6 protein-coding genes are annotated in these 16,514 nt (G+C 46.3%); 4 read left to right on the forward strand and 2 right to left on the reverse strand.

The features are described from left to right. Positions 1-7: 7 nt before the first annotated feature. From RA156_RS05045 to RA156_RS05060, 4 genes are all read left to right on the forward strand, one after another. Positions 8-6,373 (forward strand): PKD domain-containing protein, encoded by a 6,366-nt coding sequence (locus RA156_RS05045; RefSeq protein ID WP_306643370.1) that lies wholly within the window; start codon positions 8-10, stop codon positions 6,371-6,373. A gap of 299 nt (positions 6,374-6,672) precedes the next feature. After that, positions 6,673-7,485: a DUF695 domain-containing protein gene (locus RA156_RS05050; RefSeq protein WP_306643372.1), complete on the forward strand. Its 813-nt coding sequence runs from the start codon at positions 6,673-6,675 to the stop codon at positions 7,483-7,485. A gap of 166 nt (positions 7,486-7,651) precedes the next feature. Beyond that, a complete protein-coding gene (locus RA156_RS05055; RefSeq protein WP_306643374.1) occupies positions 7,652-8,365 on the forward strand; it encodes an alpha/beta hydrolase in 714 nt (237 codons plus the stop codon). Positions 8,366-8,539: 174 nt separating this feature from the next. Beyond that, a complete protein-coding gene (locus RA156_RS05060) occupies positions 8,540-8,962 on the forward strand; it encodes a DUF2721 domain-containing protein (RefSeq protein WP_306643376.1) in 423 nt (140 codons plus the stop codon). A 198-nt stretch (positions 8,963-9,160) separates the two neighbouring features. Here the strand turns inward: RA156_RS05060 and RA156_RS05065 are convergent, their stop codons facing one another. Both RA156_RS05065 and RA156_RS05070 read right to left on the reverse strand, forming a co-directional pair. Beyond that, a complete protein-coding gene (locus tag RA156_RS05065; RefSeq protein WP_306643377.1) occupies positions 9,161-9,868 on the reverse strand; it encodes a copper homeostasis protein CutC in 708 nt (235 codons plus the stop codon). Positions 9,869-9,939: 71 nt separating this feature from the next. After that, on the reverse strand, positions 9,940-16,326 hold the full coding sequence (locus RA156_RS05070; RefSeq protein WP_306643379.1) for a BACON domain-containing protein: 6,387 nt from the start codon (positions 16,324-16,326) through the stop codon (positions 9,940-9,942). Between the last annotated feature and the right edge of the window lie 188 nt (positions 16,327-16,514).

The raw sequence follows: 16,514 nt of genomic DNA on the forward strand, positions 1-16,514 counted from the left end.
CTACAGAATGAGAAAGTCCTACACCCGAGGGTGGCTATTTGCCATGCTCTTCTCTCTTTTTGCTGTGCTTTCATTCCAAGCCAGGTCGCAAGAGATTAATCCAGATGAGTTTTGTGTTCAATTAGGCGAACCCTTTGAAGGTTCGCTACTAGACAACGACTTCGTCGATCCGACAACAGCTAATGTTATTATACCCGAGCCGCCTCCTTGTATTTCAATAGTAGAGGGCGGTCAACTTATTTGGGATCAGCCCCTCTCCGAGGAGTGTTGTGGACAAACCTTCGAGTTCATTTACTTCGTTGAGATTCAAGGGCAATTTGTCGGAGAAGCAATGGTTTCGATTGAGATCAAATGCGACAAGCCAGACTGCTCATTGATTGATCTTGCAACGCTAGACTCTGGGGCCGGTGACGGTCAATCGGATCGTTGTATTGAAGTATGTGAATGGTCATCGGCTACCTTGCTTTACCCTTTTGATCCTGATTTCACTTATGATTGGACCTTGCCAGTGCCTTTCGCTATCGGTGCGAATGACGCTCAAATCATTGTTGATTGGGAATCAGCTGGGAGTAGTTGGGTACAACTGGATATTACAGATGATAATGGTGAGTTGACAAGTCTATTCTTCTGTGTAGATGTATTGGAAGGCCCCCAAGCAGAATTCATAACTACAGGTTATGCGTGCTTGGATGCGCCAATGACATTTGAGAACCTATATCCTTATGCCGCAAGTTATACTTGGGATTTTGGAGATGGAACCATCATCAATGATGACGGTCAGTTTATACAACATACCTACGATACACCAGGAAACTATACAGTGGTGCTTTCAGCTACAACAGCCGTTTATGGTGACGGAGCTACGGCATTATGTTGCTGTACTCAAGAATTTCAGATGGACGTTGAGGTAGACGAACTACCAGGACCGGAAATTTCTTGTATTTCCACGCTCTGTGAAGGAGATGCTGCTACTTACACCACTAATGCCGAAAACTGCGACGAATACATTTGGACCGTCTTAGATGCTGACGGTAACATTGTTCCCATTGTCAGTGGAGATGGTACCAACACTATTGAGGTAGTCTGGGGAGCTGGTCCATTTGGAACGGTTACACTCGAAGTTTCCGGTTGCGATGATGACTATTGTGACACACCAACAACGGTTTACATTCCAATCATATCGAGCGTGGGTGTAATTGGAGGTGATGACATCGTATGTGCTGGTAGTACGTCAACCTACACGCTACCTAAGTGGCTCGCTACAAACTATGCTTGGAATGTCAGTGGAGGTACGATCATTAGTGACCCCAATATGCACACCATCACAATAGAGTGGGGAGCAGGTCCAACGGGATCCATTGATGTACAATACCAAAGTGATTTTCTTATCGACCTCGATGGGCATGATGCAACTGATTGCCAGGGTACTGCAAATTTAGATGTTAACATCCTCCCTGAGTTCAGTCTGGAGAATTTCCAGCCGCAGGTATGCGTGAATAGCACGACCTCTATCAACGCAACGGCGGTTCCTTCCACTGCGTATTCCTGGACAATCGACCCAGCGGTTCCTTTTATCGCTTTAGGAGGGTCAATTCAAGTTGATTGGAACGTACCTCCAGGAACCTACATTATCACGGCGGAATCTACGGATGGTGCTTACTGCAATACTATTGAAACCACAGCAGTTCAAGTATCCGATATTGATGAACCACTGAGCATTTCGGGACCTGAAGAAATATGTGGAGGAGAAACTGCGATTTATATTGGTGAAGCATCACAACCGGGAGTTACCTTGATTTGGAACATTACTGGAGGAACACCAACCTTTGGTACCGGGCCCTCTATTTCCGTTTTGTGGGACGCTTCTGGACCCTATGAAGTTTCTTTAACTCAACAATTACAAGGACCTCCGTTTTGTACTTCAGATCCCATTTCAATTACTCCTGAGTTAAAGTCAATTGCTGTACCGAGTATTTCTGGTACGGGAAATTGCACAAATTCGATTGAATCATACTCGATAGCTGCCATTCCGTATGCCGATGCTATTATCGAATGGGAAGTTCTTGACCCTACAGATGGAAGCGTAGTTGCGGGACAAGGAACGAATGCGGTGGATGTTCAATGGAATAACAGCCCAGGAACGGCGCAGCTTCAAGTGACGGTGACCCTTTGTGGAATTTCTTACAGCGATACGATCACATTAATCCTAAATGCACCGATAGTTCCTGTAATTACGGTTAGTGGGAATCTCTGTCCTGGCGTTACCGCAACACTCTCAACAACGGCACCGTTTTCGAGTTACGATTGGAGCACGGGGGATGCGACGGCTGCAACAGACATTGACATGGGCGGTTTATACAGTGTTACAACTACCGATGTAAACAACTGTGAAGCCACTTCATACTTCACTGCGGAAGAAGTACCTTCTCCAGATGCCAGCTTAAGTACCCCAAACTTAGAGACCATCTGTATTAATAATCCTCATACAGTGAACCTGGTGGCGATTACTGCTCCAGACTATGAGTTTACTTGGTATTGTAACGGTTCCTTGGTACAAGGTCCATCGGCAGTGAGTAATTATACTCATGTATTCCAGAATACACCAGGTTCGTACTCATATTACTATGAGGTGGAAAACACCTCAACAGGGTGTGTTAGTGTTTCCAATACATTGGTGATATTCGAAGAGATATGCAATGGAGGTATTGGATGTACTCCTGAGCCATATGATGTCAATCCGTCGGCTGTCTTGCAATCACCAGAATGTAACAAGGTGCAGTTTGATACGGCTCCAGTAAACTTCACTCCGACGCAATGGTTCTTCGACGATGGTAACAGCTCTACGAACCCAGCTCCACTACATACCTACCTCGAGGCTGACTGTTACTTAGCCACCGTCAAAGGTGAAGTACCTTCTGTGGATGGCGGAGTTTGTGTGGTTACCGATACAGTGAGTATTTGTGTGCCACTCGCGGCCAACTTTACTTGTGAAATCATCGATTGTAGAACAGTTGATTTCACCAATCTTTCAACTTTCTTAGGTGCGCCATATGGGACACCAATCAGCAGTGTTGAATGGGACTTTGATGGTGTTATCTCTACGAGCTACAACGATACCTATACATTCCCTTCGTCAGGAACTTTCCCAGTTACGTTGACGGTATTTAACGGATCAGGGTGCGAGGCTAGTTATACGAAGAACGTGACAATCAATTCAGTGGGAGTACCGGTGATTACAATTAGCGATCCAAATCCTTGTGTGGGAGATCCAATCAGTCTTTCCGGAAGCGCAAGCAATGCTATTAGCTACACTTGGGATTTAGGGGACGGAACAATTCATGTTGGTCAAAGCCTATTCCATACCTATGAAGCTGATGGTAGTTACATGATTACGCTCACCGTAGAAGATGTGAATGGCTGTACAGATCAAGTCGTGATCGACGTGGATGTTGAACCTGGTATTCCTCCTCAGGAAATAACAGGGGCCTTGGTGGTCTGTGAAGGAGAAGAGACATTGCTATCTGCTCCGGCTGGATACGATTATGAATGGTCAAATGGTGCTTTAACTCAAGATATCTCTGTTGGGCCTGGTACTTACTCTGTGACGATTACCGATGCCAATGACTGTACTCAAGTCATTGGTCCGGTAGAAGTAGTTGAATTACCAACTCAACCGGTTGTCATAGAAGGTGAACACTATATCTGTGACGCTGGATGTGTAGATCTATTTGTTCCTTTCATGTCTGGGGCGTTGTATGAATGGTTTGATCAAGACGGGAACTTGGTTTCCTCTTCGAATTTCCATCAAGTTTGTCATACTGACATTCTACCAAATGAATTCACCGTGGCGGTTACAGACGTAAATGGTTGTCGCGTCGTCTCTGAGCCCTTCTTTGTAGAACTGGCTATTTCACCTTCGGTATCAATTCTTGCTTCTGGTGCTTTATGCGAAGGAGACCCTAATGAGCTAACTGCAGATCCGTTCGACCCGTCCCTCAGCTACTTGTGGAGCACAGGTGAAAGCGGTGAATCAATTACAGTGCTAGCTGCTGGTGATTACACGGTTACGGTCATTGATCCAGTTTCAGGTTGTTCTTCAAGTGATACCGAGACGATCAACCCGCTACCTGATCTATGTAGCGTTCCTGTGGGGTGTTATGAAGATTGCGATTCGGTCGAAGTATGTGTTTTACCAGGACTAGGAACATATCAATGGAATCTAGCAGGCTCACCAATTCTGGGGGCAAATTCCAACTGCTATTGGATCACCATGTCTGGGGTATACTCGTTGACGATTACCACTCCTGAAGGCTGTTCCGATACTTCGGGAGATTTGGAAATGATCATTGAACCATGTGACGACGATCCGTGTGATCATGTTGAGTTCAGTTATGATTACTCAATCATCGAGAATGTAGTGGATAGCTGCTGTGTGGATATCAGCTACACCATAGATGAACCTACTTTGTACAGTATCCGCTATACCAGTTTAGACGCTGACTTAGCCTTTGATCCATCCTCACTTAGTTCGGATTTTTCTACGCAAACGAATACACCTTCTGAAGTTCGGATAGCGAATATTGATCCAACTCAGGAGCTTCCTCAAGGTACCTACAACGATTTCATGACCCTTTGCGTGACAGAGCCAAGCGTTTCTCCGCAAACCGTTTTGGTAGAGTGGTTAGACCAAGAAGGAATGGTGCAGTGTACGGATAGCATTCTATTCGATTGCCCAGTAGAACCGGATTGTTTGTACCTCCTTTCTGACTCTGCATATTGTGAAGATGGAAGTACATTCTATTCATTCACAGTTTGTAACCCAATGGATCAAGATTACAGCATTGGGTTTATTGAAATGATTGCATCATCTCCTGCTGGTGTTATCATTACTCCATCGGGAATCGATCTATCTGCAGATCCTATAGATCCAGGAGAATGTCAAACGATTCTTGTGGAGTTACTTGGTTCTGACCTCGGAGGAGAAACATTCTGTTACACCATGATTGCCCACGGGGAGGATCCTGCAGACAATCCTGCAACACCATGCTGCTCGTTGGAAGAGATCTACTGTATTGACCTTCCGTTCTGCGATCCATGCGAGGAGGTGTATGTTGAATCTGTTCTACCCGTCAACGGGAGCGAAGGGTGTTGCTACGAGATCACGCTTGTGAACGATTTCGCAGCTGACTTCTTTGACGAAATAGTGGTTTCGATATTATCACCATCTACAACGTTCACGATTGATAATCCGGTCGGTTCCGGATGGTTTACTTCTGGTTACACCGGAACCGATGTCTCTTTCATTCCAGATGGAAGTCCGTTTACAGAGGTTCCCCTTGGGACGTTCGATTTACCAGTGCTATGTATTGATACAGACATCGCTCCAGAACAAGACCTTTTGATTCAATGGATGAAAGATGGGGAAGTGCTTTGTGAAGATAGCATCAGCGTATTCTGCGAACCAGATTGTGGATACTTGTTCGATGTATCAATAGACTGCGACCCGGATACCGAGCAGTGGATTATTTCATCAAATCTTCAAAACACTTCTGATTTTACCATTTCAGAAGCGGTAATTAGTTTCGATGCTGGTTCTGGATTGACCATCTATAACGAAACCGTTTTGCTTGGGTCGACGCCTCCGAACACGAGTTCAGGCATCTTCAGTTTCGACATTGGTTCTCCTGCTCAACCAGGAGATACCATTTGCTTCAATGTGACTATTCACGAAGTAAGTCCAGACGGTCTATACTTGAGCTGCTGTACCTTCGAACATTGCATTGTACTTCCCGATTGCGGTTTTGTAGGAGGATGTGATTGTGACGAAGAATTCTTTGATGCTGTGCAATCTGGCATTAACGTGGTTGATCTGGGAGGAGGGAACTTCGAGTTCTCTTTGAACGGGGCAGCGGAATTTAGCGATGAATGTGACTATGCAAGATGGGCATTCGGAAATGGAACAGCTACTGGAGCTGTGAGTCCGTTCGACGTTCTAGCAGTGTCCTATGATCCTGGATCATACGAGATATGTGTGAAGGTTTACCGCACTGCCGACGATGGTACACTTTGTTCTGATAAGATTTGCGTTAGCATTGTTGTTTCTGAATTCTTAGGTGCGGGAATCATTGTGTTCCCGAATCCGAACGATGGTCAATTCGTATTGAAGTTGAATGCACAACCAAGTGAAGATGAGGAACTCATCATCACGCTACTCGACTACATGCAACGCCCAGTTCTTATGGAACAACAGGTTGTTAATGCCACAACCACTCGGATTCCGGTGACAGCAACCGGTTTGTCGCAAGGGATCTACATTCTCCACGTCCAGCATGGAGAAGAGGTTGTAACCAAACAAGTTTATATCACGCGCTAAGTGATCGTTTGTAGAACGCGGAAAAGGCTCCATATGGAGCCTTTTTTGTTGGTAAGAAGTCACATTGGTCATTGGTCATTGGTCATTGGTCATTGGTCATTGGTCATTGGTTATTAGTTATTAGTTGTTGGTTCCTAGTTCAAAGTCTATAGCCTGAATTGAGTTCTATACTCTCTTTGCCAAATAAAGTTTTCGACTATGGACTATACTCAGCCCTAAGACTCACCTACCCCAAACGGAAGCCGGACGCCAGACGCCGGAAATTGTAACCATCAGATAAACTCAATCGTCTCATGGACATGAAAGCAATTTGGGTTCTTGTATTCTTGCTCATTGGTACCATCCCATTGTCAGCTCAGGGAGATACGGATAATTGGGATGTCTACATGGCGCAGTATGATCTTGGTCCGGGGAGTACAGTTCTCAATCTGGATTTGATTAATCGCGCGCCCATAGCGAATCTTCCAACCTTGCTTGTCACGGGGGTAACGACTCCGAATTGTGGTGAAGACGGTTTTCCTACGAGCGAAGAGCTCGATGTATTGTATCCGATTGCAGACGAGATTATAGAAGAGTTGGGAAGGCTTACGTCCAGTGAGAATGTGGGGTCGTTCACCTACCAGTGTGAACGACTAGAGTATTTCTACATTGCCGATAGCACAGGGATCAGAGAACATCTCGAGAGCCTATATCAGGAGAACTACCCGCAGTACAAGTTCTACATCAATATTGAAAGCGATCCTGACTGGAAGGCCTACCAAGAATTCCTCTACCCGAATGAGGAAACCTTGGAATTCATGGCGAATAACAAGGTGCTCTTACAGCTTTCAAATGCGGGAGATAATCTACTCCAAGCGCGAATGATTGACCATTTCATCCTGTTTGAAAATGAGACTGAGTTGAAGCTTTTCGAACGATGGGCAAAAGAACAAGGCTACGCATCTGCAAGTACGACCCTCGATCGATCGAACGATCTACCATACACGCTTCATATCGCTCGTGTAGATCACGTGAAACCGCCTGAAATCAACAATCTGACCTATTCGCTTCGCCGAAAGGCAGAAGAAATGGGAGGGGTATACGATGGCTGGGAGACCGTGGTAGTCAGATAGGGTTCAGAAAGTTCATTTCATGGTATGCCTAACTTTGGATTGTATGGCGTCTAATTCCTTTCTAGTTATCATTGTAAAATGAGCGAGGTAAGCTCAGGCAATTTTTAACGGTAAATGTCGCCATCCACCATGTAATCATAAGCATGCGCTGTTTTCAAGTTACCTCATGATGAAATTTCTTTGGTTGATTATTCCTATGCTCTTCTTTTTCCACGAGGGAAAAGCTCAGCAGTTGCAGCAAGCGTCAGAAATCTTGACCTATACTGTGCGGGAACCGAAAGTGGAAATTGATAATCCTCCGCTGTTGCTATTACTTCATGGCCTAGGTTCCAATGAGCGCGATTTAATGCCTCTTGGAGAGCAGCTAGATGATCGATTTCTGATCGTGTATCTCAGAGCTCCTTACACTCAAAGGCAGGGGAGATATGAATGGTACGATGTCACCTTTACCCAAGATGGACCGGTTGGGAATGATGAGCAGGCAAAACATAGTGCTGAATTAATCAAACAGTTCATTTCTGCCCTCAGCAATGACTACGATTTCGACTCCGAAAAGATCTACATAGGAGGATTCAGCCAAGGTGGAATCATGTCTTACGAAGTAGGCCTAGCTCCCGACACTCCAGTTAAAGGGCTCGTTGTACTTTCTGGAAGAATGATGAACATCACCAAAGAGACCATTCGAGAACATGGCATTCCAGCTGTAGAGGTTTTTATAACTCATGGCACAGAAGACCAAGTAATTAGTATTGATTACGCCCGGGTAGCCTGGAAACTTCTCGAAGAGGATGTCCGTGTCTCATATCTTGAATACAGAGGCGCACACAATGTCGGCCAATCAGCCCTTGAAGCGTTAAATAAATGGCTAGGGCATCAATAGGGGTGTGGTTCGTGGTTCGTGGTTCGTGGTTCGTGGTTCGTGGTTCGTGGTTCGTAGTTCGTAGTGCGTGGTTCGTAGTGCGTGGTTCGTGGCAATAGTTATCGGTTATAGATTATAGTTTATCGATTATAGACTCTAGTCGCTTGTCTCTCGTCCGTAGTTTACCTTTGCAGTATGGAAGAACTCACGCTCACCACACCCGCACTTTTGTTCTCAGCGATTTCCTTGATCATGCTAGCATATACGAATCGCTTTCTTGCCTACGCAGCGGTTATCAGAAACCTTCATGACCAGTTTCTGGATAAGATGGATCAAAACCTCCTGCAGCAAATTGCCAATCTGAAAATGCGACTCAACTTGACGCGCTACATGCAGCTTTTGGGGATTTCGAGTCTCTTACTTTGTGTGCTCACGATGTTCTTGATTTACATCGACTACCACATTCAAGCAGTTTGGGTATTTGGTGCCGGCTTGTTCCTTCTCCTGCTTTCCCTTGCATTATTGATCTGGGAAATTCAAATTTCTGTCCGCGCATTAGGCTTCCATATTAGTGATATCGAAAATCACCTGAAAGAGGTGAAGAAGAGGAAGGGGTAGAGGAAGAGTTGGAGGAAGAGTTAGAAAGAGAATAAGAATTTGAGAGGGACGCATAATATGCGTCTACACGCTTGATCGTGGAACGTAATTCGTGGTTCGTAGTTCGTGGTTCGTAGTTCGTGGTGCGTAGTTAGGTTATAGATTATGGATTATCGTTTCTAGATCTCTCGTTCAGTTATAGATTATAGATTATAGATTCTAGATTTCTTTCGTCTCTAGTCTCTCGATCATTGCACGAACCACTCCTGAATCCACCGAAGTATATCCTGGCGCGAAGAATCCTCTTGAGTAAACTCCTTCTTCTGTGGTGCCTGCTGCTGTGTGGATTTCGTCTACACCTACTTCTAATAAATCATCAATTTGTTCCAGGCGAATGCTGCCACCAGCAAGAATCATGGGACGTTCTTTGAGGGCTACTAACTCCCTAAGGGTGTCCAGGCCTTCTGCGGCACGTGGTGCTTGTCCTGCGGTGAGGATGCGGCCATAGCCGAGATCATAAAGGTCTTTCGCTGCTTGTTTGAAGTCGTTGCACACATCAAAGGCCCGGTGGAAAGTGATCGGAAGATCGCCAGCTGCTTTTTTTGCCGCTTCCACGAAAGCGAGGTCAAGATCAAGAGCAGGTGTAAGGCTACCTACAACCACACCGTGAACGCCAAGGTCGGCCATGGCAGCGATGTCATATAACATAGCCTTCTTTTCATTTTCTGAATACACGAAGTCGCCTTCACGTGCTCGGAGGAGAGGAAAGACTGGTACCCCTGAAATTTCCAATGCGAGTTTAGTCAACCCTGGAGAAGGAGTGATACCGCCACAAGAAAGGTCAGAGCAGAGTTCAATGCGTTGCGCTCCTCCTTGAAGGGCGTTTTCAAGAGCGGGTACTCCAGGACAAACAACTTCTAAAAGCATGACAGAATTTTTGCGGAAGATAGGCAAAGAAAAGCCCCGCTGTGAGCAAGGCTTTTTCTTAGGGTGGTTGATTATTTGGTAATCACTGAACGGTAACTGTTTCCAGGGACGTCCAGGATTAGATAATACATTCCTGAAGGAAGTAAGGCGAGCTTGGTGTTGATGATATACTTACCATTCAACAGCACGAGGTCTTCCTTATTCCAGATGTGTACAAGGCGTGCATTGGCATCATACAAACGAACTTGTGGTTCATTGCTCCATACCGAACTCGCTTCAATAATGATCTCTTCACTAAATGGTACAGGATAGACACTGATGCCTGCGCTTGTCATTTCTTCGATTCCCGTGATCGTTACATCTACTTCGTTCGATAGCATTGACGTACAGAAATCAGAAGCCAAGGTCACGGTGTACACTCCGCTTTCAACAGGGATAAAGGCATTTCCTTCTTGTGTAATTGGGGTGCCATTGAGGTACCATTGGATTTCATAGTTGTTCGGGTTGAACACGCTGATGGTTGTTCCATCGAATGTGATTTCAGGTGTTTCCGGGGCCGCCTCAATGTTCAAGCCATCAATAGCGAAACCTTCACATCCGGCTCCATTCTCCACGTAGTATGCTACTTCGTGGTATCCTGGGTCGTAATCTGAGACGTCAAGTGTACTTACCAATACACCATCAATAGTGTATTGACCTCCTTCTGGTGTGCCAAAGTCAAGAGGAATGATCCCTTCGCTTTGACATACTGAAGTAGGCATCGTAAGCTCCACCATCGGAGTCTCGACAACCTCGATTGTTGAAGTAACCATTCCGATACAACCATGAACGTTTACCGCCATGTATGTGATGTCATAAGTGCCAGGGTCTACCATCGTTGGAACAAAGTAGTTTCCATCAGTTCCTTCTCCTTCGAAGATTCCTCCAACTGGATTCGGATCCATATGATGAGCTTCCGCGTTAGCGCAAATCTGTTGTGGAAGATCCATAAACGGTTCAGGAGTAGGGTTGACATCCAAAGTAGCGATAGCCGTATTCACACACCCTGATTCCGCAGTGTATGAATAGTTGATCGTGTAACTTCCTGCTGGAGCTTGGTCTGCATCGAACTGGTCACCGGTCACGAATTCACCCCAGAAGCTACCTCCTGCAGGAGACACTTCAGGTAGGTTCACCAGACCTTGTCCTTGACAGGCTGGTTCTGCTGGGTACATCGTAATCTCAGGAAGATCATAGACGTTCACCGTTAGCTCACCTTCAGCCATACAACCGGCTGCATTGCTGTATTCGTAATGAAGCGTATGCGTTCCGGCGTTAGCCAATTCAGGATAGAACATACCACCATCCACTCCCGGACCGCTCCAAACACCACCCATTGGCGTAGCGCTTAGATTTACGGCAACGGAGTTGGTACACATATCACCCACTTCAACAAGGGCAACAGAAGGGGCATCGTTCACTTCTACTGTAGTGGTAGCTTGGAACAAACAACCTTCTGGAGAGTAGTGGTTGTAGGTGATTTCGTGCATTCCCAATCCGGCTTGTGATGGGTAGAAGATGTTGTTCGTTACAAAGTCACCTTCGTAGAATCCTCCACTTGGCTCACCTTGTGGAAGTTCAAACTGACCTTCTTGAGTACACAGCACTGGAAGTTCAGGAATTGAGACCGCCTGAGCTGGGTAAATAGTCAACGGGTCACCGCTGGTAGGGCCAACAGATGCTGGGTTTGTGGCTTCCAAACGGATTCGGTAGTTGAAACCAAGAGGGATGTTTAACGGCACTGTCATCCATTCGCTTCCATTGCCTGTATTAGCTTGGAATTCTCCTAGAATGGAAGGGAAGGAGAAGCCTCCATCGGCATCGGAAAGCTGAACAACAAAGGTGTTCGCCGGACCAAAGCCTTCTGAAGTCACGTTCCATAGAATTTCAAAATCAGAGCCAGGACATAGTTCAGTAGAGGTAGTCATGACTTCCGCTACAGGTCCGTCTCCGCCACCGCCGTTGTTGTCATCAGTTACGGTGAGATAAACTTCAATGAGGAAGATCTCAGCATTCACGGCATTTGAAGACACCATGACTTCTGAATAGTAATCTCCCGGATCTAATTCGTTTGTGTCAATTTCGACTGTGCTCGTGGCAATGTTTCCTGGCGCAAGAACTCCATTTTGAGGCATGCCGTTGGAAATCCATGTATCAGGGATAAACGTTGAAAGCATCCACTGCAGGTCTTCATCACCGTTGTTGATGATGTCGAAATCATAGCTACCAGACTCTCCTGGAGCCAATTCAATTTCCATGACGTTCGGGATCACTGCGATCGCTGGGCCGGAGTTTCCTCCACCACCGTTGCCCCCGCCATCACCATTCACAGTTAGAGTGACTGGAATAACGAGTTCAGACGCGTTCGATGCATTGGAAGTGATCGTGATGCTGGAATTGTAAGTTCCTGGATTGAGTCCATTGGTATTCGCTGCTGCAAACGTGTTGTGTTCACCATTTGGTGGAATACTACCCGAAGGAGGGTTGTTCACGTTCAACCAAGTGTCTTGAGCCGGAGTAGAAATATTCCACTGAAGGTTCGGACTTCCATCATTGGAAAGGGTGAAAGGTTGGGTTGCATTCGAATTGGCATCAGCGAAGAAGTTGATAGCTTCTGGGTTTACAGTAATAATTGGCGTATCACCTCCATTACCGCCGCCGCCATTGCCGCCGCCGTTACCTCCACCGCCGTTTCCGTCGCCACCATTGTCTCCACCGGCATCTCCATCAACAGTCAAAGAAACTGGAATGATGAGTTCAGGTGTATTGGATGCGTTCGAAGTGATGGTGATAGATGAGGTGTAGCTTCCTTCTGAAAGACCGTTGGTATTCACGGCAGCAAAGGTGTTGTGCTGACCGTTAGGCGGGATACTACCCGAAGGAGGGTTGTTCACGCTTAACCAAGAGTCTCCAACCGGAGTGGATACATTCCACTGCAAATTTGGACTACCATCATTTGAAATCGTAAATGGAATGGTCGCGTTAGAATTAGCTTCAACAAAGAAGTTCAAGTTCATCGGATTCACAGCGATGATTGGGTTTCCACCGCCACCGCCACCGCCGCCGTTTCCGCCGCCGTTGTCGCCTCCACTGCCGTCACCTTCAGTGACGTTCAAGTTAAATTCAACTACAAGTGTTGGGTTTAACGAGGCATTGCTATTGAAGATCACGACACCAACGTAGTTACCGGCACTTACGCCGTTGGTGTTGATGTGTACATCCAATTCTGTTGAGCCGCCATCGGCATCTAGAGTGCCTCCAGATGGAAGGACTTGCGTCAACCAATTGGCGGTGACATCGGTGCTTCCACTCCATGTAACGTTCTCAGTTCCGTTATTGGTAATAGTCAGTCCGTAAGTAGTTTGCTGTCCGGTAGCAATGGAGAGGAATACTACCTCTTCAGATACTTCGAACATACCTGTGTAATTCACTTCTACCAGTACAGGAATTTCCACTTCTGGGGTGTCAGGATCGTTGGAGGTGATGTAGATATTACCCCCGTGGATTTCATCTCCAGGTAAGTTCGCTGCGTCGAATGTAATGTACTGAGCAGATGATTCACCTGGGTTCAATGTACCTGAAGTCTCAGTAGGTATGATCCAATCTTGATCAGTGCTGACCTCATAAGTTAACGGCACCACACCTGTATTCTCGATAAAGAGCTGTTCGCTATCAGAGTTTCCTGCAATAATCGTTTTTGAGATAGCCGTTGGAGACCAGACTATATTCGGATCTGGCGAAACTGGAGCCACACACGGACCAAATTCAGACGAATGGTTTGTCGCGACATTGGTCATCAATGCAGAGAAAACAGCATGTTCGGCTTCCGGTGTATGTGTATAGTCTACAGAAGCTTGTCCGCTACCATCAGTAGTCATTTCAATGCTTGTGATGTAGTATCGTCCTTCTCCGTATTCAGAGTCATCGCATTCCGCGTTAGCGTATAGATCTACCACATAAGTAGTAGAAGGAGCAGCGTCAACGAGAATGGAGATAATGTAATCATCTCCGCTTTCAGCTACCTGTTCGATAACTGGGTGATTGATACCGTCATTCGGACCTGCATCAGCGTCACCAGCATCGTTTTCGTTCGGCCACCAATCGAATCCGCGGTCAATACCTAAACCGCCATTTCCGAAGATGGTATTGCCTCTGAATGAGTTACCACTTCCCGCAGTACTTAGCAGCACTAGTCCGTGTAGGCCAACGCCGGTAATCGTATTGCCTTCTCCGGCCAGCGTGCCGCCAATTTGATTATCGCTACAGCTTACTCCAATGAACACACCAGCGATTGCTGTTCCATCGTTGGTGGTAATGGGATTGCCGTCAGTGTCGGTGTTAATGAAGTTTCCGGTGACAATATTGTTGTTCGCTGCTTGATCAAGAACCAAGTGTGCGACGCCTACAGTTTGCGGACACATCACGTTATTCGTGATAATGTTACCAGAAGAACCGCTAGTTGCGAGAATAGCAGTGTTGTATCCACCTACTTGAGTGGTGAGATCTTGGCTAGCGCCGAAGATGTTTTCGTCAATGAGATTGTTGTTTGAATTTTCGAGGGAAATAGCGCGATTGTAGCCTCCGAGTGCTACGTTGTTGATCATCGAATTTTCATCTCCCGAGTTGAAGGTGATGGCTGATGCCCCTTCATTCACCAGCATCGTGTTTCCTTCTCGGTTGGTGTCGAACTTGTTGTTCTGGATAATCGAGTTGGATCCGTCTCCCCAGATGCTACGAAGGATAATATTCGCTTGCTCGGGGTTTTCTCCTCCGATTCGAGTTCCGTCGACATCGTAGAGCACCACACCGTACGATCCATTTGTTCCTAGGTCTTGCGCACCATCTGTTTGGATGAAACATCCTTCAATAAAACAGCTATCAGCACGAACAGCGATGTTAGTGTTTCGGAATTGGATGCCCTTCAGACCGCAATGGTTGACGTTGAATTCAAAGGCTTCGTTGTTGTTGAAGTCAATGATTACTGAGTGTTGGGCGTTGTTTGTCTCGTTCCATGCGGCCGTATTGGGAACGTACCCATCTTGAGTCGACCCATCAAAAACAACAGGACGATTGACACCACCTGCTGGCCCATCAAGGCTAATTACTCCACCACTTGGAATGTCGAATCCAATGACGATCAATGAATCTGCGTGTGAAGCAGGTCGCATGTTCGACTCCTGTAAAGCCGCAAGCACCGTACATCCACCTGCTTCTGATTCACAGATACCGTCGCCAGGACGAGCATCATATGAAGAAGCAGTGGAGTTTACGGTCCATCCATCAGTCTCAAATTTGTTCAATTGGAAAGGCACACGAACTAGGTCTCGGTCGTACGTTGACCCAGGATGCCAGCGTGTATAGTACAGCCAGTTATCTCGACCTGTTTGTGTGAAGTTTCGGGTAGTGTCGTTGTGGTCGATGACGCTTCCGTAAAGCGTTCGGTCAACGTTCGTTGGAGCATTGACATTGGTCCATACGTTCGATTCCAAGATGAGTTTTGGGGCAGACCAACTGATGAGATCATCTGAAATTCGGTAATAGAATCCCCAAGTATCGTCAGCGACACCGGGTCCAACAACCATCCATTTTTCGAAGTAGGTATTCCACGAAAGTGAACCTTGCATGAAGATGTCAAGAGGATCAACTTTGTGCATCGCCGGGCTTGCAACATCATCATTGTAGATATCAACGAAGTCCACTGTGAATGCTTCACCATCCCATCCCAACCAGCTTGTGGGGTCTTCAGGAGTTAGTGTACGAACAATTCCGGTTCCTCTATCTTGACCTCCAATTGTTTCGATTTGGAACAACATGTAATAGTACCCATCACGAGGATTGAGAACGATATCACTAGGCTTGAAGTATCCACCAGGTCCGCTTCCCTCATTAAATTCATAAGGGGGAGCCAAGGCCAGATGGTCCGGACCTGGATCATGTGTATAGGTCTTACCAGAATCGGTTGAAGTTGCGAAAGTGATTGAGTTGTACCAACACTCAAGGTATCCACCCGGACAGCCGTAGTTGTGACCATGCCATTCGTTGTGGATATAAGCGTAGATCGTTGCCCCGTCATAAGTGAACAACGAGTGAATCCAACCGTGATCGTCATGATCTCCAATACTTGAATTCAAATTCGATTCGTACACTGGACCATTAGCACAATCACGAACCAAGTTGTCAAAATCTGGTCCGATCATTCGGAACGCGTCGTAGTGTCCTGCGATCATTTGAATATTCCCATCGGCATCGCGGAAGAAGCGCGCTTCGTTATCAGGAATATCCTCCGTCTCACAGTTGTCTGTAGTCCAATCAAATACTACTTCTTCTGCGCCGGTAATGGTACAATCATCAGGATATACCATCTGTGCTGAGAGGGATACACAGAAGAGAGAGAAAATGAGAATAGCTGTTGTTTTCATTGGGTCACAATTTCGAACGCAAGCTATCTTACTGGTATTCAGTATGCTGTAGGGGAGAGGTTTAAGGGGATGTCAGATTTTGGGAAGTGGAGGGTAAGAGGGAGAGGAAGGGATAGAGGAAGAGTGAGAATGAGAATTTGAGAGGGACGTAAGAATTGCGTCCGCACAATGGTTCGTGGTGCGTAGTT

Origin of the sequence: Sanyastnella coralliicola, from assembly GCF_030845195.1 — a bacterium.
GTDB classification, from domain to species: Bacteria; Bacteroidota; Bacteroidia; order Flavobacteriales_D; family Sanyastnellaceae; genus Sanyastnella; species Sanyastnella coralliicola.